Below are 19,563 nucleotides of genomic sequence, written 5' to 3' on the forward strand. Positions count from 1 at the left end.
TGTAGATACTCTGTTGGCGGTCAAGCTTTTCTAAGGTGTTCAGAGCTGAAAAGCTTGGCCGTATCAAATGGTTCATCGCCGCGCATGCATGCCCATATGCCTGTCAGGTACTTGCGCATGACAGCGGCGATCGCTTGCATTTTTTTCTTCCCCCTGCTGACCAGCGATTCATAAAAGGCCTTCGCGTAAGGATCGCAGCGCACCGCCGTCAGCGCCGGCATGTACATGGCCGCCCGTAAATAGGCATTCCCGCTTTTGCCGAGCCGACCAGGTTTATCAATGCTTGTCCCCGACTGTGTCTGTCGAACATCTAGACCAGCATGACGAGCGACCTGAGAGGACTTGAGCATTTGAGGAAGGGTGGTCAGCTCAGCCAAGGCAGCAAGTGCCGAGACTTCTCCCATTCCCGGGCCCGCTAGTAACTGCTTGTACTGCCGGTTAAGCGTCGGACACTGAGCGATCAACTCACGTCCGGCTTTGCGGAAACGCTCAATGCGATTGTCCAAAGTGGCAATCGCTTCCTCTTGATCTTCGATCAGCATCGACACGGTCGTAGCGGTCGCCTGCAATGCATGCAGCTCATTCTTCGCCCTGGTGCGGTGCCCGACCAGACGATTGATGTGCCGGCCAAGAGCCCTCAGCTCAAGCTGTACGGAGCTTGGCGGTGTCCACAAGCGCGGTGTCATACGTTCACCGTACTCGGACAGCAACTGAGCATCTATCGAGTCAGTTTTACTGTTCACCAGCATCAGCTTGGCGAAATTATGGAAGCTCTTGGGGTTGATCACCGAAACAGGAAGGTCCGCAGCATGCAGCTCAAGGGCCAGGTCCAGGTAATAGATTCCGGTCGCCTCCATCACGATCGACTTGGGCTTGAGCGCCTGCAGCTTTTTCACCGCTGCCTTACGACCAGCAGGGGTTTGAGCGATATCCCACTGTCCAGCGGGACGCCCATCTTTACGCACCCCAACGATCGACGTACGAGAACCAATATCCAGGCCCACACAGACATTCATTCTTCCCACTCCCAAGCGAGTTAGGTAACAATGGCCTCCGGTTCCCCGACCTCGAACTTCATGCCGCTGCAACCTTGTAATGCGAAGTCCGACTTGTCGGCTTCTCGATACTCTTCGTAGTGGGCAATGAGGCGGGGGGCCTCTCTACAGACAAGGTCAGGGGCAAACCCTGCCTTCAGGAGCGATCGGCCTCCCCGGAAGTGCTTCTATAGCCTGACGAGAATAACCTCTCTCATCAGGCTAGGCACAACATACAAGGAGCAGCCTTGCGTCGCGAAAGGGGCGCGAAGCGCCCCCAGAGGTCTTTCAGAACTGCGCCGCCTCCAGCCCATAAAGGCTGCCGCTGCCCGCCCTGATACTGGCTTCCAGCCCCAGACCACGCGGCAGCACACGCTGGAAGAAGAACGCCGCACATGCAAGCTTGGCCCCATGAAACGCGTCATCTTCCTCACGCCTGGCCAAGGCCACTGCCGCCATCCGCGCCCACATGTAGGCATATGCCGTCAGCCCGAACAGCTGCAGGTACTCCACCGCCACCGCACTGACCAGGTTGGCATCCTCGCCTGCCCGTGCCCGCAGCCAGGCGCTGGTAGCCTCCAGCCGCGCCAGGCTCGCCTGCAAGGCCTCGCGGTGCAGCGGTGCATCTACACTGAAAGCACGTACTTCGGCGGCGAAGCTGGCCAGTGCCTGGCCACCGTCCCCCAGTACCTTGCGCCCCAGCAGGTCGAGCGCCTGGATACCGTTGGTACCTTCATAGATTTGCGCAATGCGCACATCGCGCACCCGCTGCTCCTGTCCCCATTCGCGGATGTAACCATGGCCACCGTATACCTGCTGGCCGAGCACGCAGCTTTCCAGGCCGTTGTCGGTGAAGAAGGCCTTGGCCACTGGGGTCAATAGTGCCACCAGGCGCTGAGCGTGCTCACGTTCACCGGCGTCTTCGGCGTAACGCGCCAGGTCCAGTTGCTGGCCGACATAGGCGGCAAACGCCCTGCCACCTTCGGTTAGGGTGCGCATGGTCAGCAGCATGCGCCGTACATCACCGTGGTGGATGATCGGGTCAGCAGCCTTGTCCTGCGCCTGCGGGCCAGTGGCGGCGCGGCTTTGCAGGCGCTCGTTGGCGTACCGGGCGGCGCTCTGGTAGGACGCTTCGGCACAACCGATGCCCTGGATGCCGATGGACAGGCGCTCGTAGTTCATCATGGTGAACATGGCCGCCAGGCCCTTGTTCGGCTCGCCCACCAGGTAACCCTCGGCATCATCGAAGTTCATCACGCAGGTGGCCGAAGCCTTGATGCCCATCTTGTGCTCGATCGAACCGCAGTGGGCGGCATTGCGCGCGCCCAGTCGGCCATCGGCCTCGACCCGGTATTTCGGCACAAGGAACAGCGAGATGCCTTTGGCGCCGGCGGGCGCATCCGGCAGCTTTGCCAGCACCAGGTGGATGATGTTCTCGGTCAGGTCCTGCTCGCCGCCGGTGATGAAAATCTTGCTGCCGCTGATGCGATAGCTGCCGTCGGCCTGGGGTTCGGCGCGGCTGCGGATCAGCCCCAGGTCGGTGCCGGCGTGAGGCTCGGTCAGGCACATGGTGCCGGCCCAGCGGCCTTCGTACAGAGGCGGCAAGTAAGTTGCCTTGAGCGTTTCGCTGGCGTGGGCATCGATTGCCAGGCAACTGCCCGCGCTCAACGCCGAATACAGGCTGAAGCTGCAGTCGGCGGCGTAGAGCATTTCTTCGAACAGCACCCCTAGCATTTTCGGCATGCCCATGCCGCCAAATGCCGGGTTGCCGCCCAGGCCGACCCAGCCGCCTTCGCGGTAGGTCTGCCAGGCTTCGCGAAAACCGTCTGGCGTGGTGACCTGGCCGGCGTCGAAGCGCACACCTTGCTCGTCGCCGTTACGGCTGAGCGGGGCGATCAGCTGGCCAGTCACTTTGGCTGCTTCTTCCAGGATCGCGTCGGCGGTGTCGGCATCGATGCGCTCGGCCAGGGCGGGCAGGCGGGCCCACAGGGCCGGGGCGTTGAACACGTCATGCAGGACGAAGCGCATGTCGCGCAGGGGGGCGGAGTAAGTGGTCATCAGGGGCTCTTGAAGTGAAGAGGATATCTGTGAAGGTTGCGCCGTACCCGTGTAGGAGCAGCCTTGTGCTGCGAAGGGCCGGCAGGGCTGAAGGTCGTCTTCGCCGGTGAGGGCCTCTTCGCAGCACAAGGCTGCTCCTACAGAGAAACGTCGAGGCCGTTACGGCTTCAGAGGGCTTTGGCCCGGTCGCGCAGGACGTACTTCTGGATCTTGCCGGTGGAGGTCTTGGGCAACTCGCCAAACACCACGGTCTTCGGCACCTTGAAACCGGCCAGGTGCTCGCGGCACCAGCCGGTGATGTCGGCTTCGCGGGTGTCCTCCCGGCCTGGCTTCAGGGCAATGAACGCGCACGGGGTTTCTCCCCACTTTTCATCCGGGCGCGCCACCACGGCGGCTTCAAGCACTGCCGGGTGTTTGTACAGGGCGTCCTCGACTTCAATGGTGGAGATGTTCTCGCCACCGGAAATGATGATGTCCTTGAGGCGGTCCTTGATCTCGACATAGCCGTCGGCATGCCACACGGCCAGGTCACCGGTGTGGAACCAGCCGCCACGGAACGCTTCGGCGGTGGCTTCGGGGTTTTTCAGGTAGCCCTTCATCACGGTGTTGCCGCGCATGAAGATCTCGCCCAGCGTGTTGCCATCGCGTGCCACCGGCTCGAGTGTCTGCGGGTCGGCCACCATCAACCCGTCCAGGGTCGGGTAGCGCACGCCCTGACGTGACTTGATTCGCGCACGCTCTTCCAGCGACAGTTCGTTCCACTCGTCATGCCAGGCACACACGGTCACCGGGCCATAGACTTCGGTCAGGCCGTAGGTGTGGGTGACGTGGATGCCCATCTCTTCCACGGCGCCAATGACCTTGGCCGGTGGTGCGGCGCCGGCGACCATGGCCTGTACCGGGTGCTCGATGGCGGCTTTGGCTGCCTCGGGCATGTTGACCAGGGCGTTGAGCACAATCGGGGCGCCGCACAGGTGGGTGACCCGGTGTTCGCGGATCAGGGTCAGGATCTTCTGCGGGTCGACCCGGCGCAGGAACACGTGCGTGCCGGCCAGGGCGGTGATGGTCCAGGGGTAGCACCAGCCGTTGCAGTGGAACATGGGCAAGGTCCACAGGTACACCGGGCGGTGGCCCATGGCCCAGGTCATCTGGTTGCCCAGCGCGTTAAGGTAGGCGCCGCGGTGGTGGTAGACCACGCCCTTGGGGTTGCCGGTGGTGCCGGAGGTGTAGTTGAGCGAAATGGCCTGCCACTCGTCATCCGGCCATTCCCAGGCAAATTCCGGGTCGCCTTCGGCGAGCAGGGCTTCATAGTCCAGCGCGCTGACCGCACGGCCTTCGCCGTACTCCGGGTCATCCACATCCACCACCAGGGGCGGGTGCTCGAGCAACGCCAGGGCGGCCTCGATCACCGCATGGAACTCGCGGTCGGTAATCAGCACCTTGGCTTCACCATGCTGCAGCATGAAGGCGATGGCCTCGGCGTCCAGGCGCACGTTCAGGGTGTTGAGCACGGCGCCGGTCATGGGCACACCGAAGTGCGCTTCGAGCATCGCCGGGGTGTTGGGCAGCATCACCGCCACCGTGTCGCCACGCCCTATGCCACGGCCTGCAAGGGCGCTGGCCAGGCGCCTGCAGCGTTGGTAGGTTTCTTGCCAGTTGCGGCGGATGGCACCGTGGATCACCGCCGGGTAGTTGCCGTACACGGCGGCGGTGCGTTCGATGAAACTTAGCGGGGTGAGGGCGACATGGTTGACGGCAGCGGGCATCAGGCCCTGGGCATAGATCGACATGCGGTAATCCTGTAAGGGAGGCAGGCGCTGCTTATGCGCTTGGCCCCCGATGGCTGATTGTTAGCTCTGTTCAGGGTGCAGGGAGGCGGACGGTGGGTCGCTCCCTCTGTCGCAGTTTTACGCGAGTCGCTATGGTAGTAGGAATATCGACTATAGCAATATAGTAAAACTACTATAACAACGAGCCGCCTACCGTGGACGAGACTGCTTACCCCTTGCTTGCCAAAGACCCACAACCCAGCCTTATGCTGGCAGCCGACGCCAAGCCACTGGTACTCAACGCGGCGCTGCAAGCGTGGATTGACGAAGGCCCGGCGCTGACCAGCTGGCTGCCGGCCAACTGTGCCGCCCTGGTGCGTGCGTGCTTGCGCCAGAACCGGGCGATTGCCGACGTCGAGGTGCAAGTGGGGGAGCGCACCGTGCTGTGGTCTTTCATTCCGGATGACCAGGGCCAGCAGGTGCTCGGGCGCTGTCGCGACGCCAGCGAAGAACGCCGTGGTGCACGCGAGGCCAGCCGCGCCCGGCGCCTGTACCGGCTGATCATTGAAAACACCACCGACCTGATCTCCCGGCACAGCCCGGATGGCCGTTTCCTGGATGCCTCGCCAGCAGCGTTTCGCCTGCTCGGCCTGTGGCCCGAGCAATTGCGTGGCATAGCCGTGCATACCCTGCTGCACCCGCGTGAGCGCCGCCAGGTGCTGCGCCAGGCGGCCGCTGCCCTGGACCACGATGGCTATCACACAATGACCTGCCGGGTGCGCCAGGCCTGTGGCGGCTATCGCTGGTTTGAAATTGCCAGCCGGGCCATCCGCGAAACCTACACCGGCTCGGTGGTGGAGGTGGTCAGCGTGTCCCGCGACATCACCTTGCGCATCGAAGCCCAGGAAAGCCTGGCGCACAGTGCACGGTTGGCCACCCTCGGCGAGCTGGCTTCAGGCATTGCCCACGAGATCAACCAGCCACTGGCGGCGGTGGTCAACTACGCCAACGCCAGCCAGCGTTACCTGCAGGGCCTGGAGGGTGATCCCCAGGCCCGCGAGCGGGTAGGGCAGGGCCTGCTGCGTATCCGCGAGCAGGCCACCCACGCCGCTGAAGTGATCCGCCGCCTGCGCGCCTTCCTGCGCAAAGGGCCACGGCGGCTGCAGGCGCTGGACGTGGCCGAAGTGGCCGGCGAAGCCATGCGGCTGTGCGCCTGGGAGGCCGCGCGCGACCAGGTGCTGGTCGAGCTGCGCGTGAGTGCGCAGCTGCCTTCGGTGTATGCCGACCGGGTATTGCTGGAACAGGTGCTGCTTAACCTGTTGCGCAATGCCATCGATGCCAACCGTGAGCTGCACGGCGACCAGCCGTCACGTATCCTGCTCGGCGCCGCGCGGGACGGCGATGGTGTGCTGGTCGAGGTGGCCGACCAGGGCCCGGGTGTAGCGCCGGAGCGCCTGGATGAAATCTTCACGCCGTTCACCACCAGCAAGGCTGACGGCCTGGGCCTGGGTTTAAGCATGAGCCGCAGCCTGATCGAAGGCTTTGGCGGCAGCCTGTGGGCGCGCGCGGGTGATAACGGCGGTTTGGTACTGTGCTGCCGGCTGGCAGTCAGCAGGGCGTAAAGGGGGGCGGTGGTGCAAGCAAAAGTGTATGTGGTTGATGACGACCAGGGTATGCGCGATTCGACAGTCTGGCTGTTACAGTCGGTGGGCCTGCAAGCCTTGCCGTTCGCCAGCGGGCAAGCGTTTCTCGATGCCTGCGTCGACGATGGGCCCGCCTGTGTGCTGCTGGATGTGCGTATGCCGGGGCTGGGCGGGTTGGCCGTCCAGCAGGCGATGCGCGAGCGTGGCCTGGCGCTGCCGGTGATCTTCGTCAGCGGCCATGCCGATGTGCCGATCGTGGTGCGGGCATTCAAGGCTGGCGCCTGTGATTTCATCGAAAAGCCCTATAACGACCAGTTGCTGCTCGACAGCGTGCAGGCGGCGCTGGAGCACGCCGGGCGGGCGCGGCAGGGCGATCAGGCGCTGGCCTTGGTGCAAGTGCGCATCGACAGCCTGACGCCGCGTGAGCGCGACGTTTTCGTGCCGTTGGCCCAAGGGTTGAGCAACCGCGAGATTGCTGAGCAACTGGGCATCAGTGTGAAGACCGTCGACCTTTACCGCGGCCGGGTGATGAAGCGGCTGCAGGCGGGCAGCCTGGCAGAGCTGGTAGGCATGGCGATTGCCTGCGGAGCGGTTGAGGCGCTGGGCCTGCGGGCGCATTAACCGCCCTGACGCAGGCCCTTGTAGGAGCGGCCTTGTGCCGCGATGGGCGGCAAAGCGGCCCCAAAAATTGCTGCCCTGGCACAAAACTGGGGCCGCTTCGCGCCCCATCGCGGCACAAGGCCGCTCCTACAAGGGCCGTATTTCAGGCTCAAAGCATGAAATTTTCCATAGCTAGCTAATCAAGGCTTTGACATTCACTGCCTAGGCAGTAATATTTTCACACAATTGCCCGAGCAGCCTCCGATGGCCCACTTCTCCCCCGAAAACTTCCAGACCTGCGCCATCGGCATGCTGCTTGGCCGCGCGGCAATCCTGAAGGACCGCATTCTCGACTGGCACCTCGAATCAGAGGGCGTCACCGCAGCGCAGTTCAAGGTGCTGATCATCGTCACCCAGTACCAGGTGGATACCCCGGCCGAGCTGTGCCGCTACCTGGGCCTGGACAGCGGTTCGATGACCCGCATGCTGGACCGGCTAGAGCAGAAGGAGCTGATTGTGCGCAACCGCTGCGCCGACGACCGCCGCCTGGTGCGCCTGGCGCTCACCGCCGATGGCCAGCGCCTGGCCGACCGCCTCCCGGAAATTGGCGCTGCCGCCATGAACGAGTTGTGCGGCGTGCTGGCGCCCGATGAGCTCAAGGCCCTGGAAGGCCTGCTGGCCAAGGTCCTGCTCGGTGCTGGCGACCCGTTGACGATCCGCCGCTTTGGCGACCGTTGAACCCTGTCACGAATTATCCAAGGTATTGTCATGGCTACTCCCGCAGATACCCCGACTCCCTCCGCCGCGCCCGAGCCGTCGCGCAAGCGCAAGGCCTGGCTGCTTGGCCTGCTGCTGTTGCTGGTACTTGCCGGTGCATGCACCTGGGCCTGGTACAGCCTGGTGGGGCGCTGGCACGAAAGCACCGACGATGCCTACGTCAACGGCAACGTGGTGGAGATCACCCCGCTAGTCACCGGCACCGTCACCAGCATCGGTGCCGATGACGGCGACCTGGTCCATGCCGGCCAGGTGTTGCTGCAATTCGACCCGGCCGACAGCGAGGTGGCCCTGCAGTCTGCCGAAGCCAAGCTGGCACGCAGCGTGCGTCAGGTGCGCGGGCTGTACAGCAATGTCGACTCGCTCAAGGCCCAGCTGGAAACCCGCCAGGCCGAACTGCGCAAAGCCCAGCAGGACTTCAACCGGCGCAAGGTGCTGGCAGATAGCGGGGCGATTGCTGCAGAAGAGCTGTCCCACGCCCGCGACGACCTGAGTGTCGCCCAGGCCGCTGTCAACAGCGCACGTCAGCAGCTCAGCACCAGCAGCGCGCTGGTCGACGACACCGTGGTTTCCTCGCACCCCGAGGTAATGGCCGCCGCCGCCGACCTGCGCCAGGCTTACCTCGACCACGCTCGCACCACCCTGGTGGCACCGGTTACCGGTTACGTTGCCAAGCGTACTGTGCAACTGGGCCAGCGCCTGCAGCCAGGCACCGCGACCATGGCGGTGATCCCGCTGGACCAGGTGTGGATCGACGCCAACTTCAAGGAAACCCAGCTGCGTGAGATGCGCATCGGCCAGCCGGTGCAGATCAGCGCCGACCTCTACGGCAGCGAGGTCAAGTACAGCGGCACGGTCGACAGCCTTGGCGCCGGTACCGGCAGTGCCTTCGCCCTGTTGCCGGCACAGAACGCCACCGGCAACTGGATCAAGATTGTCCAGCGCGTCCCCGTGCGTATTCACCTGAGCCCCGATCAGCTCAAGGACCACCCACTGCGCATTGGCCTGTCCACCGTAGTAGAAGTCGACCTGCATGACCAAAGCGGCCCGGCCCTGGCCCAGCAGCCCCCACAGCAGGCCAGCTACACCACCCAGGTGTATGACCGTCAGTTGGTCGAAGCCGACAACCTGATCGCCCGGTTGATCCACGACAACAGCGCAACCGGCAAGACGGCCCAGCGATGAGCAACAACGCCGCTGCCCAGTTCACGCCGCCGAGCCTGCTGCTGACCACCATCGGGCTGTCGCTGGCGACGTTCATGCAGGTGCTCGACACCACCATCGCCAACGTGGCATTGCCGACCATTTCCGGCAACCTGGGGGTGAGTTACGAGCAGGGCACCTGGGTCATTACCTCGTTCGCGGTGAGCAATGCCATCGCCTTGCCGTTGACTGGCTGGCTCAGCCGGCGGTTTGGCGAAGTGAAACTGTTCATCTGGGCCACGTTGTTGTTCGTGCTGGCGTCGTTCCTGTGCGGTATCGCCCAGTCGATGCCCGAGCTGGTCGGTTTCCGCATATTGCAGGGCGTGGTCGCCGGGCCGTTGTACCCGATGACCCAGACCTTGCTGATTGCCGTCTACCCCCCGGCCAAGCGGGGGATGGCCCTGGCGCTGCTGGCGATGGTCACGGTGGTGGCGCCCATTGCCGGGCCGATCCTGGGGGGCTGGATCACCGACAGTTACAGCTGGCCGTGGATCTTCTTCATCAACGTGCCCATTGGCCTGTTTGCCGCCGCTGTGGTGCGCCAGCAGATGCGTGCCCGGCCTGTGGTCACCAGCCGCCAGCCGATGGACTACATCGGCTTGCTGACGCTGATTGTCGGTGTCGGGGCGTTGCAGGTCGTGCTCGACAAAGGCAACGACCTGGACTGGTTCGAGTCGTCGTTCATCATTATCGGTAGCCTGATTTCGGTGGTGTTCCTGGCGGTGTTCGTGATCTGGGAACTGACCGACCGCCACCCGGTGGTCAACCTGCGCCTGTTCGTGCACCGCAACTTCCGCGTCGGCACCATCGTGCTGGTCGGCGGTTATGCGGGGTTCTTCGGTATCAACCTCATCCTGCCGCAATGGTTGCAGACGCAGATGGGCTACACCGCCACCTGGGCGGGCTTGGCGGTGGCGCCGATCGGCTTGCTGCCGGTGATCATGTCGCCGTTCGTGGGCAAGTACGCGCACCGCTTCGATCTGCGTGTGCTGGCGGGGCTGGCGTTCCTGGCGATCGGCACCAGTTGCTACATGCGTGCCGGGTTCACCAGCGAGGTGGACTTCCAGCATGTGGCCTTGGTGCAGCTGTTCATGGGCATTGGCGTGGCGTTGTTCTTCATGCCGACCTTGAGCATCCTGCTATCCGACCTGCCGCCGCACCAGATTGCCGACGGTTCGGGGCTTGCGACCTTCCTGCGTACCTTGGGCGGGAGTTTTGCGGCGTCGTTGACGACGTGGATCTGGATTCGCCGGGCGGACCAGCATCATGCTTATCTCAGCGAAAACATCAGCCAGTTCGACCCGGCGACGCGGCATACGCTTGAGCAGTTGGGTGGGGCCAGCCCGCAGAGTTATGCGCAGCTGGAGCAGATACTCAACGGGCAGGCTTACATGATGTCGACAGTGGACTACTTCACCCTGATGACCTGGGTGTTTGCCGGGTTGATCCTGCTGGTGTGGTTCGCCAAGCCACCGTTCACTGCCAAGGCCGGGCCGGCATCGGCGGGGCATTGAGCTAAATCACACGGCCACGGTTGTGTGAGCTGACCTCGGTCATTCCCATCTGTAGCCTTTTCGCCTATTGTCGATCCTCCCTTTCCCAAGCGATTGGCATAATCATGGAGAACGTCATCGTCATCACCGGCGGCAGCCGCGGTATCGGTGCCGCCACGGCGCTGTTGGCGGCACGCCAGGGCTACCGCATCTGCATCAACTACCACGCCGACGACCAGGCCGCCGAAACCCTCCTCGGCCAGGTCCGCGCCCTGGGCGCCGAGGCTATCGCCGTGCGCGCCGACGTCAGCGTCGAGGATGAGATCATCCACCTGTTTCAGCGCGTCGACGAAGAGCTCGGCCCGGTCACCGCACTGGTCAACAACGCCGGCACCATCGGCCAGCAGAGCCGTGTCGAGGAAATGTCCGAGTTCCGCCTGCTGAAGATCATGAAAACCAACGTCGTCGGCCCCATGCTCTGCGCCAAGCACGCCTTGTTGCGCATGGCGCATCGGCATGGTGGGCACGGCGGGGCCATTGTCAACGTGTCATCGATGGCTGCGCGCCTGGGCTCGCCCAACGAATATGTCGACTATGCCGCCTCCAAGGGCGCGCTCGACACCTTCACCATCGGCCTGGCAAAAGAAGTGGCAGGCGAGGGCGTGCGGGTCAATGGCGTTCGCCCAGGCTACATCCACACAGGGTTCCATGCCTTGTCCGGCGACCCCGACCGGGTCAGCAAGCTTGAGCCCGGTTTGCCCATGGGGCGCGGCGGGCGCCCCGAGGAAGTGGCCGAAGCCATTCTCTGGCTGCTCTCGGACAAAGCGTCCTATTCCACCGGCAGTTTCATCGACCTGAGCGGCGGGCGCTGAGCGCGCCCGTCAATCCCCCAGCAGCTCGCGTACCCGCTCGGCGAGTGTGTCCAGCTCGAACGGCTTGGTCAGCACCGAGGTACCCTGCAACAGCTGGCCGTCGCTGAGCGCCGCGCTCTCATCGTAACCGGTGATGAACAGCACCTTGAGGTCTGGGTAGCGCACACGGCAGCGCTCGGCCACCTGGCGGCCATTTAGGCCACCCGGCAGCCCGATATCGCTCAGCAGCAGGTCTGGCCGTTCGCCGCTTTGCAGGTGGGCGAGGGCGGTCGGGCCATTCTCGAAGGCGTCCACCCGATAGCCCAGCTCTTCCAGCACTTCGCCCACCACCAGGCGCAAGGCGGTCTGGTCTTCGATCAACAGAATGCGCTTCGCAGCCGCGCTGCTTCTTTGCAAAGGCGTGCGCTGCGGTTTGCCGGCAGGGGCCTTGGGTTGCTCGTCGTGGCGGGGTAGCAGCAGCTCGATGCGGGTGCCTTCGCCAAGCACCGACAGCACGCGTAATTGCCCACCCGACTGACGCACGAAGCCGTAAGTCATGGACAGACCCAGCCCGGTTCCCTGGCCCATCGGTTTGGTGGTGAAGAACGGGTCGACTGCGCGCTCGGCCACTTCAGCCGACATGCCCTTGCCGTTGTCGAGGATACTCAGCCGCACATACTCGCCGCCTGGCAGCTCCACTGCCTGGGCCTGCTCGTCGTCAAGCATCAGGTTATCGCCAATGATCTCGATCACACCACCCGCAGGCATGGCATCGCGGGCGTTGATGCAGATGTTGAGCAGGGCGCTTTCCAGTTGAGGCGGGTCGATGAAGGTTGGCCACAGCTGGCTGGCGAAGCGGCTGCTCAGGCTAACGGCAGGGCCGATGGTGCGCCGCAGAAGGTCCTCCATGCCGGCAACCAACGTGGCCACTTGTGTGGAGCAGGGCTGCAGAGTCTGCTGGCGAGAGAACGCCAGCAGCCGGTGCACCAGCGAAGAGGCCCGCCGCGCCGAGCCGCTGGACAGCTCCAGCAAGGGCTCCAGGGCGTCGAAGCGTGACTGGTCCAGGCGTTGACGCATCAGTTCCTGGGCGCCAAGGATGCCACCCAGCAGATTATTGAAGTCGTGGGCAATGCCGCCACTGAGCTGGCCTACGGCCTCCATCTTCTGTGCCTGGCGCAGTGCTTCTTCGGCCTTGGCCAGGCGTTCCTGCTCTTGCACCCGTTCACTGATGTCATAAGCAAACAGGAACGCGCCTTGTATCTCGCCTTTTGGGTCGCGCAAGGCGTTGAAGCGCAATTCGTAATGGCGCAGCATGGGAGGCTTGCCGAAGGTGCCAATTTCGATGAACTGCTCGCCAGCCAGGGCGCGCTGCCACATTGGCAGAATAGGTGTCTGGCCAGCGCCTCCGTCTTCGAACAGCCCGGGCAGGTAGTCGCCGATTTCTGGTGTCCTTCCGTACAGCAGGTGGAAGTCATCCTTGGCCTGGCGGTTCACAGCCAGCCAGCGCAGGCCCTTGTCCACCACATGCACATTGACCACGCTGTGATCGACCAATTCGGCAAACAAGCGTCGCTCCGCCAGTGCGGCATTCACCCGCTGTTCCAGTTCTTCGTTGAGGCGCTGCAGGGCCTGCTCTGCACGCCGGCGTTCGGTGACATCCTTGAACAGCACGGCTACCTGGCGTCTCTCTGCAGGCTCTACGCGAAACGTGGTCACCGACAGCACATGGCCGGTGGCGACCAGCTCCTGCTCGAAGTGCAGCGGTTCGCCTGTGCGAAGCACTGCGCCATAGCGGGCCACCCAGTCATCGGCCTCATCAGGCACCATCTCGCGCAGTTTCTGCCCGACCACGTCGGGGATGCCGGCGTGCTTGGCATAGGCCGCATTGGCTAGCACATGCACATAGTCACTCAGCGGGCCATGTGGGCCGTCAAAGAACTCGATGATGCAAAAGCCTTCGTCCATGGTGTCGAACAACGACCGGTAAAAGTCCTGATCCTGGTCTTGAAAGCTGGCGAGCTGTGCTTCCAGCAGCGCGTTGCGCCGTTGCAGGGCTTCGACTTGTTGACGCAGTGTGAGCAGGTCACGGGATGGCATGCCGACGTCCGACGAAAAAGGATGCGCAGACTTTAACGCGTTCACCCGCAGGCGGATAGGCGGATAGGCGGTCAGCGTCGCGGCGTGGCAATCCCCAACAGGTGGTCAATTCGCTGGCCAAGGCTTTGCAGGTTGAACGGTTTGCACAGCACCTCGGTGCGCCTGTCCGGCCGGCTACTGATCGGGATCTCGGCAGGGTCATAGCCGGTAATCAGCAGAACGGGCGCTTTGGCTACAAGCGTTTGAAACGCTTCTGCCAGCTGATATCCGTCGATTCCACCGGGCAGGCCGACATCCGTGATCAGCAAGTCCGGAGGTACGCCCGCATGCATAGCCTCAAGCGCCGGGCGCCCACGGTCGAAAGCCTGTACTTCATGGCCTAGTTCAGTCAGTACTTCGACAAGCACCAGGCGCATGGCTGGCTGGTCTTCCACTAGCATGATTCGCTGCACGCGGGGGGCAGAAAGCTCGACGCCGGTGGTGAGTGGCACAGGCTGGCTGCAGGCAGCGATGCTTGCCTCCAGGGGGAAGTACAGATGAACGCAGGTGCTTTGCCCAGGCGCGCTTTCGATCTGCAACTGCCCGCCGGACTGGCGGACAAAGCCATAGACCATGGACAACCCCAAGCCGGTACCTTGACCGAGTGGCTTGGTGCTGAAGAAAGGGTCCAGGGCGCGCTGGCGCACCGTGCTGGACATACCCATGCCGTTATCGGCAACGCGAATGTGCAAGTAGCGCCCGGCAGGCAGGTCCAAGTGACCGGCCTCAGCCACGGCGAGGTCGCTGTTTGCACAAGCGATGCTGAGCGTACCGCCCAGGGGCATGGCATCGTGGGCATTGATGCACAGGTTCAGCAGAGCATTTTCCAGCTGCTGCGGATCGACGTGAATTGACCATTGCCCGGCCAGTGTTCGGTCGTGAAAGTCAATGTGCTGGCCAATAGCGCTGACGATCAGGTCTTGCATGCCCGCTACCAGGCATTGCACATCAACCGGTTGCGGCACCAGCGTCTGCTGCCGCGAGAAGGCCAGCAGACGCTTTACCAGCGCAGCGGCGCGCAAGGCAGTACTGCGGCAGAGTTCGAGCATGCGGGCGGTGTCGGCACGGCGTTGTTGGTCCAGGCGCCGTTCGGCCATTTCCACTGCGCCGAGCAGGCTGCCCAGCAGGTTGTTGAAGTCGTGGGCAATGCCGCCGGTCAACTGACCGACCGCTTCCATTTTCTGCGACTGGCGCAGAGCCTCCTCGGCCTGGCGCAGGCGTTGCTGTTCGGCGAAGCGCTCGGTGATGTCATAGGCAAACATGTATCCGCCCTGGATCCGCTGCTGCGCATCGCGCATCGGGTGGTAGCGGATTTCGTAATGGCGCGGCGCATCAGGTGGACCGAAGGTGACGGTATCGACAAACGCTTCGCCGGCCAGCACACGCGGCCAAACCGGGGCCAACCGATTCATGATATCGGGCTGATTGGTCAGGAACTGCGGCACGTAATCGCCGATCTGCGGCAAGAAGCCGCGGTGGCGCTGGAAGGTTTCGCGAGCCGTTCGGTTGATGGCCACCAGACGCATCGTACGATCGGCGGCAAACACGTTGGCCAGGCTGTTGTCGAGCAGTTCACCGAGCAGCTTGTTGTGTGCATGGGCGCTGTCTTCGCGTTCTGCCAAGCATGCTTCCAGTTCTGCGACACGCGCCTGCAGTTGGGTGATCGATGGAAGCGAATCTGGCTGCATGACCCAAGCCCCATGAACGGATCGGGCAACTATAGTCCCCCTTCAGGCTTGTAGCGATCAGAACGAGCGAATGATTCGCCCGAGCGTCTCCATGGCCCGTTCGGCACCGTCATGCCAGGGGCTGCCGTAGTTGAGGCGGATGCAGTTGCCGAAGCGGCGGGTGGGCGAAAAAATCGGCCCCGGGGCGATGCTGATGCCCTGGGCCAGGGCCATGTGGAACAGCTTGAGGGCATCCATCTGCTCGGGCAGTTCCAGCCACAGGAAGTAGCCACCCGAGGGCTGGCTGACCCGTGTCTGCGCCGGGAAGTGGCGGGCGATGGCGGCCAGCATGTTGGCCTGTTGGCCTTCAAGGGCGTAGCGTAGCTTGCGCAGGTGGCGGTCATAGCCACCGTGTTGCAGGTAGTCGGCTATCGCTGCCTGGGCCGGCATCGAGGCACACAGCGAAGTCATCAGTTTCAGCCGCTCGATCTTCTGCGCAAAGCGCCCGGCCGCCACCCAGCCAATGCGGTAACCGGGCGCCAGGCTTTTGGCGAACGAGCCGCAGTGCATGACCAGGCCTTGGGTGTCGAAGGCCTTGGCCGGTTTGGGCGCCTGCTGCGAGTAGTACAGCTCGGCGTACACGTCGTCTTCGATCAGCGGCACCTGGTGACGCGCCAGCAGTTCCACCAGCGCCTGCTTCTTGGCCTCCGGCATGCTGGCGCCTACCGGGTTCTGGAAGTTGGTCATGCACCACACGGCCTTTACCGGGTGCTTTTCCAGCGTCTGTGCCAGTACCCCCAGGTCCATGCCTTCGCGCGGGTGCACGGGGATTTCCACAGCCTTGAGCTTCAGCCGCTCCAGCACTTGCAGGCAGGCATAGAAGGCGGGGGCCTCGATGGCCACCAGGTCGCCCGGTTGGGTAACTGCCTGCAGGCACAGGTTCAACGCTTCCAGTGCACCGTTGGTGATCAGTAGCTCTTCCATCGGCAGCATCAGCCCACCGACCATGTAGCGCAGGGCAATCTGCCGGCGCAGCTGCGGGTTACCGGGCGACAGGTCGGTGACCACCATGCGAGGGTCCATGCTGCGGCTGGCGCTGGCCAGCGAGCGCGACAGGCGCTGCAGCGGAAACAGTTCGGGGCTGGGGAAGGCTGAGCCGAACGGTATGGTGTTGGGGTCCTTGATCGAGTCGAGGATCGAGAACACCAGGCCGCTGACGTCCACGTCCGTCGACTCGCTGACCGGCTGCAATGCCTGCGGCTCGCTGAACTGGCGCGGGGCGTGGGCGTTGACGAAATAACCCGAGCGCGGCCGGGCACGGATCAGCCCGCGCCGCTCCAGCAGGTAGTAGGCCTGGAACACGGTGGACGGGCTGACCCCGTGGGTCTGGCTGGCGTAGCGTACCGAAGGCACGCGTTGGCCGGGGCCCAGGACCCCGGAGCGGATCAGTTCGGCAATGTCGTCGGCGAAGCGTTCGTAGCGTTTCATTCTGGCCTTCTGTCGAAGCCTGGCAGGCAAGGTGGAGTCAGTGTAAGGGATCAGCGGTTCATCGGTGCGACGAAGCGGCTTTGGGCCACGCTGCGGATGGCAGGGTCGTCGCGCTCGCTGATTTCGAAGCTCAGCGTTTGCGAGCTGCTGGCCGGGCGCTCAGCCAGCATCGCCACCGATACCGGCAGTTCGCTCATTTCGCCAGCCGGGATCACCAATGCGGTGGTGCCCTGCAAGGTGAAACCGTCAGCGTCCAGCAGGCGCAGCGCATAGTGCTGGGTGCGCTCGGTCTTGTTGATGACCTTGAGCAGGTAAATGTTCTCGATCTGGCCCTGGGCGTTTTCCCGGAACAGGCCGCGGTCCTTGATCACGTCCAGCGAAACCATCGGGCGCATCTGCAAGGCCACCACCAGTGCTGCGATCATCACCCCGAGCGCAGCGACGTAGCCCAGCAGGCGCGGGCGCAGCCAGTGGGTGGTGCCGCCCTGCAAACTGTGTTCGGACTTGTAACCGATCAACCCGCGGGCGTAACCCATCTTGTCCATCACCCCGTCGCAGGCGTCGATGCACGCCGCGCATCCGATGCAGGCCATTTGCAAACCATCGCGGATATCGATGCCGGTAGGGCACACTTGCACGCATAGCGTGCAGTCGATGCAGTCGCCGAGGCCTTGTGCGCCAACGTCACTGCCTTTCTTGCGCGGGCCACGGGCTTCACCACGGCGCGGGTCGTAGGCAACCGCCAGGGTGTCCTTGTCGAACATCACCGCCTGGAAGCGCGCATACGGGCACATGTGCAGGCACACCGCTTCGCGCAGCAGGCCTGCGTTTATGTAGGTGGCAGCGGTAAAGAACAGCACCCAGAACAGCGCCACGCCGCCCAGTTGCAACGTGAACAGTTCTGCGGCCAGTGGGCGGATTGGGGTGAAGTAGCCGACGAAGGTCAGCCCGGTGACTACACCGATGGCCAGCCACAGGCTGTGTTTCAGGGTGCGGCGCGCCAGTTTGTTCAGGCTCCACGGCGCGGTGGCAAGCTTGATGCGCTGGTTGCGGTCACCTTCTATGACCTTTTCGCACCACATGAACAGCCAGGTCCAGGTGCTTTGTGGGCAGCTGTAGCCGCACCACACGCGGCCGGCGTACACGGTGATGGCGAACAGGCCGAATGCGCAGATGATCAGCAGCGCCGACAGCAGGATGAAATCCTGTGGCCAGAAGGTGGCGCCAAAGATGTGGAATTTGCTTTCACCCAAGTCCCACAGCACGGCTTGGCGGCCATTCCAGTTCAGCCAGGCAGTGCCAAAAAACAGCACGAACAAGGCCCCGGCAAAGCCGATGCGCAGGCTACGGTACAGCCCGGTAAAACTGCGGGTGTGAATGCCGCTGTCGATGCGTCGCGGTTGTTGGCTGGCTGGGGCGGCGGCGATCTCTGTAAAAGGGATTCTGTTATTCATGGTTCGGTGCTCATCAGGCCTCGATCAGGCATGAGCACTATGGCCCTGAGGCTGTTATCAGCACAGGCTCAGATTTTGCGATAAAAACCGTATCAGATTAACCGCTCGGCCCCGTCAGGCCTTAGATCACCGAGCCTGGCACGCTGGTCTTCAGATGCCTGCGGCTATCCACCGCACCCGCCACGGTCAGTGCATCGGCCTCGGATTCGGTGATGGGCACGCGTTGGCCTGCGAGCAAGGCCACAGACATGCGCAGTTGTTCGTCGGTGATGATTTCGATATCGGGGCCATCACCCTCGATGCGCAGGTCTTCGCCGATCAAGGTGCAGCGTTGGGTGGCTTCGTCGATTTCAATGGGCATGGTGACGTGCTCCTGCTGGTGGTTACAGGGTGGACCACAGTGAGGGGCTGGTTGCTGCATCGACAGGCTGAGCGGCACTTTGCCCTGTGTACAGAGGTCAACCCTTGCATAGGGCTGGCCGGCCGCTTCGCGGGCACGCCCGCTCCCACAGGTCACCACACATATCAAGAACTGTGCATTACTTGTGGCAGCGGGCATGCCCGCGAAAAGGCTGGACCTGGCCACACAATGCTCAGCATGGGGACAACTGTAATGGACGTCATCTGGCAAGCTATCCAGGCCGAATTCGCGGATGTCACCGATGAGCGCGAGGTCACTCGCATTCTCGTGCGCCTGCTGATGGCAGCCATACTTGGCGCGGTGCTGGGCTTCGAGCGCGAACACAAGGGCAAATCCGCCGGGGTACGCACCCACATGCTGGTCTCGCTGGGCGCCGCGCTGTTCGTGCTGGCACCCAGCATGGCCGGGGCTGATGAGCAGGCGCTAAGCCGGGTGATCCAGGGTATCGTCGCCGGTATCGGCTTTCTGGGTGCAGGCACCATCCTCAAGGGAAACGGCCAGGACACCAGCCATGTGAAAGGCCTGACTACCGCCGCAGGGCTATGGATGACCGCTGCCATCGGTACGGCTGCGGGCATGGGCCGCGAAGCCACGGCGTTGATCAGCACGGTACTGGCCCTGCTGGTACTGGGCACGATGCCGTTGCTGGTGGAGAAGGTCGAAGGACAGAACGAGGAGAAGCAGAAGGAGGAGGAGGGCAGGAAGCACTAAGGCAGGAAGCACTAAGGGGAGCCGAAGCTCCCCCCAAAGCGTTGCTGCTTGCTCTTTTTTTATTATTGAGACCGGCTTTTTGTTGTTTTTGTCAGCCTGCCTTGGTGTTGCGAGCGACCCCCATGCGGGGTCAAGAGCAAACGTATTTTTTTGAGCGCTGACCTGCTTTCATCATTGATCCGAACCTGGCTGTAGCTACCTTGAGGTAGTTTTATTGTTCTGTGCCAGACCGCGGGGCGTACCCCTGAAAAGCGTGTC

At 63.2% G+C, this 19,563-nt stretch carries 15 protein-coding genes; 7 read left to right on the top strand and 8 right to left on the bottom strand.

Annotation, left to right across the window (positions count from 1 at the left end; translation table 11 throughout):
* Positions 1-20 precede the first annotated feature (20 nt).
* From E8E78_RS05135 to E8E78_RS05145, 3 genes are all read right to left on the bottom strand, one after another.
* Positions 21-1,016: an IS110 family transposase gene (locus E8E78_RS05135; protein ID WP_016497900.1), complete on the bottom strand. Its 996-nt coding sequence runs from the start codon at positions 1,014-1,016 to the stop codon at positions 21-23.
* A gap of 306 nt (positions 1,017-1,322) precedes the next feature.
* Complete coding sequence (locus E8E78_RS05140) at positions 1,323-3,092, bottom strand: acyl-CoA dehydrogenase C-terminal domain-containing protein (protein ID WP_049274491.1); 1,770 nt, start codon at positions 3,090-3,092, stop codon at positions 1,323-1,325.
* Between the two features lie 167 nt (positions 3,093-3,259).
* Positions 3,260-4,882 (bottom strand): acyl-CoA synthetase, encoded by a 1,623-nt coding sequence (locus E8E78_RS05145; protein ID WP_049274490.1) that lies wholly within the window; start codon positions 4,880-4,882, stop codon positions 3,260-3,262.
* A gap of 194 nt (positions 4,883-5,076) precedes the next feature.
* Here E8E78_RS05145 and E8E78_RS05150 point away from each other — a divergent pair, with 194 nt between their 5' ends.
* The 6 genes from E8E78_RS05150 to E8E78_RS05175 all read left to right on the top strand — a co-directional run bounded on the left by E8E78_RS05150 (position 5,077) and on the right by E8E78_RS05175 (position 11,449).
* A complete protein-coding gene (locus E8E78_RS05150) occupies positions 5,077-6,483 on the top strand; it encodes an ATP-binding protein (protein WP_049274489.1) in 1,407 nt (468 codons plus the stop codon).
* 9 nt (positions 6,484-6,492) lie between these two features.
* A complete protein-coding gene (locus E8E78_RS05155; protein ID WP_049274488.1) occupies positions 6,493-7,125 on the top strand; it encodes a response regulator in 633 nt (210 codons plus the stop codon).
* Positions 7,126-7,368: 243 nt separating this feature from the next.
* The gene (locus tag E8E78_RS05160; RefSeq protein WP_016499362.1) at positions 7,369-7,842 is read left to right on the top strand and encodes a MarR family transcriptional regulator; all 474 of its coding nucleotides are present in this window, start codon (positions 7,369-7,371) and stop codon (positions 7,840-7,842) included.
* A 30-nt stretch (positions 7,843-7,872) separates the two neighbouring features.
* On the top strand, positions 7,873-9,066 hold the full coding sequence (locus E8E78_RS05165; RefSeq protein WP_016499363.1) for an HlyD family efflux transporter periplasmic adaptor subunit: 1,194 nt from the start codon (positions 7,873-7,875) through the stop codon (positions 9,064-9,066).
* Positions 9,063-10,598 carry a DHA2 family efflux MFS transporter permease subunit gene (locus E8E78_RS05170; RefSeq protein ID WP_049274487.1) on the top strand — a complete coding sequence of 512 codons (1,536 nt, stop codon included), beginning with the start codon at positions 9,063-9,065 and terminating at the stop codon, positions 10,596-10,598. The genes E8E78_RS05165 and E8E78_RS05170 overlap by 4 nt, the downstream gene beginning before the upstream one ends.
* 104 nt (positions 10,599-10,702) lie before the next feature.
* Positions 10,703-11,449: an SDR family oxidoreductase gene (locus E8E78_RS05175; protein WP_059395385.1), complete on the top strand. Its 747-nt coding sequence runs from the start codon at positions 10,703-10,705 to the stop codon at positions 11,447-11,449.
* A 9-nt stretch (positions 11,450-11,458) separates the two neighbouring features.
* Here the strand turns inward: E8E78_RS05175 and E8E78_RS05180 are convergent, their stop codons facing one another.
* The 5 genes from E8E78_RS05180 to E8E78_RS05200 all read right to left on the bottom strand — a co-directional run bounded on the left by E8E78_RS05180 (position 11,459) and on the right by E8E78_RS05200 (position 18,534).
* Positions 11,459-13,525 (bottom strand): PAS domain-containing protein, encoded by a 2,067-nt coding sequence (locus E8E78_RS05180; RefSeq protein WP_049276612.1) that lies wholly within the window; start codon positions 13,523-13,525, stop codon positions 11,459-11,461.
* A 71-nt stretch (positions 13,526-13,596) separates the two neighbouring features.
* Positions 13,597-15,252, bottom strand: coding sequence for a PAS domain-containing sensor histidine kinase (locus E8E78_RS05185; protein ID WP_280313725.1), 1,656 nt, complete (start codon positions 15,250-15,252; stop codon positions 13,597-13,599).
* A gap of 57 nt (positions 15,253-15,309) precedes the next feature.
* On the bottom strand, positions 15,310-16,719 hold the full coding sequence (gene mapR / locus E8E78_RS05190) for a GntR family transcriptional regulator MpaR (protein ID WP_016499368.1): 1,410 nt from the start codon (positions 16,717-16,719) through the stop codon (positions 15,310-15,312).
* A gap of 50 nt (positions 16,720-16,769) precedes the next feature.
* Positions 16,770-18,173: a cytochrome c oxidase accessory protein CcoG gene (gene ccoG, locus E8E78_RS05195; RefSeq protein ID WP_049276614.1), complete on the bottom strand. Its 1,404-nt coding sequence runs from the start codon at positions 18,171-18,173 to the stop codon at positions 16,770-16,772.
* 121 nt (positions 18,174-18,294) lie between these two features.
* Positions 18,295-18,534 (bottom strand): DUF3203 family protein, encoded by a 240-nt coding sequence (locus E8E78_RS05200; protein WP_016499370.1) that lies wholly within the window; start codon positions 18,532-18,534, stop codon positions 18,295-18,297.
* Positions 18,535-18,786: 252 nt separating this feature from the next.
* Here E8E78_RS05200 and E8E78_RS05205 point away from each other — a divergent pair, with 252 nt between their 5' ends.
* Positions 18,787-19,305, top strand: coding sequence for an MgtC/SapB family protein (locus E8E78_RS05205; RefSeq protein WP_280313722.1), 519 nt, complete (start codon positions 18,787-18,789; stop codon positions 19,303-19,305).
* Positions 19,306-19,563 lie beyond the last annotated feature (258 nt).

The organism is Pseudomonas sp. BN505, assembly GCF_029873175.1.
GTDB lineage: Bacteria > Pseudomonadota > Gammaproteobacteria > Pseudomonadales > Pseudomonadaceae > Aquipseudomonas > Aquipseudomonas putida.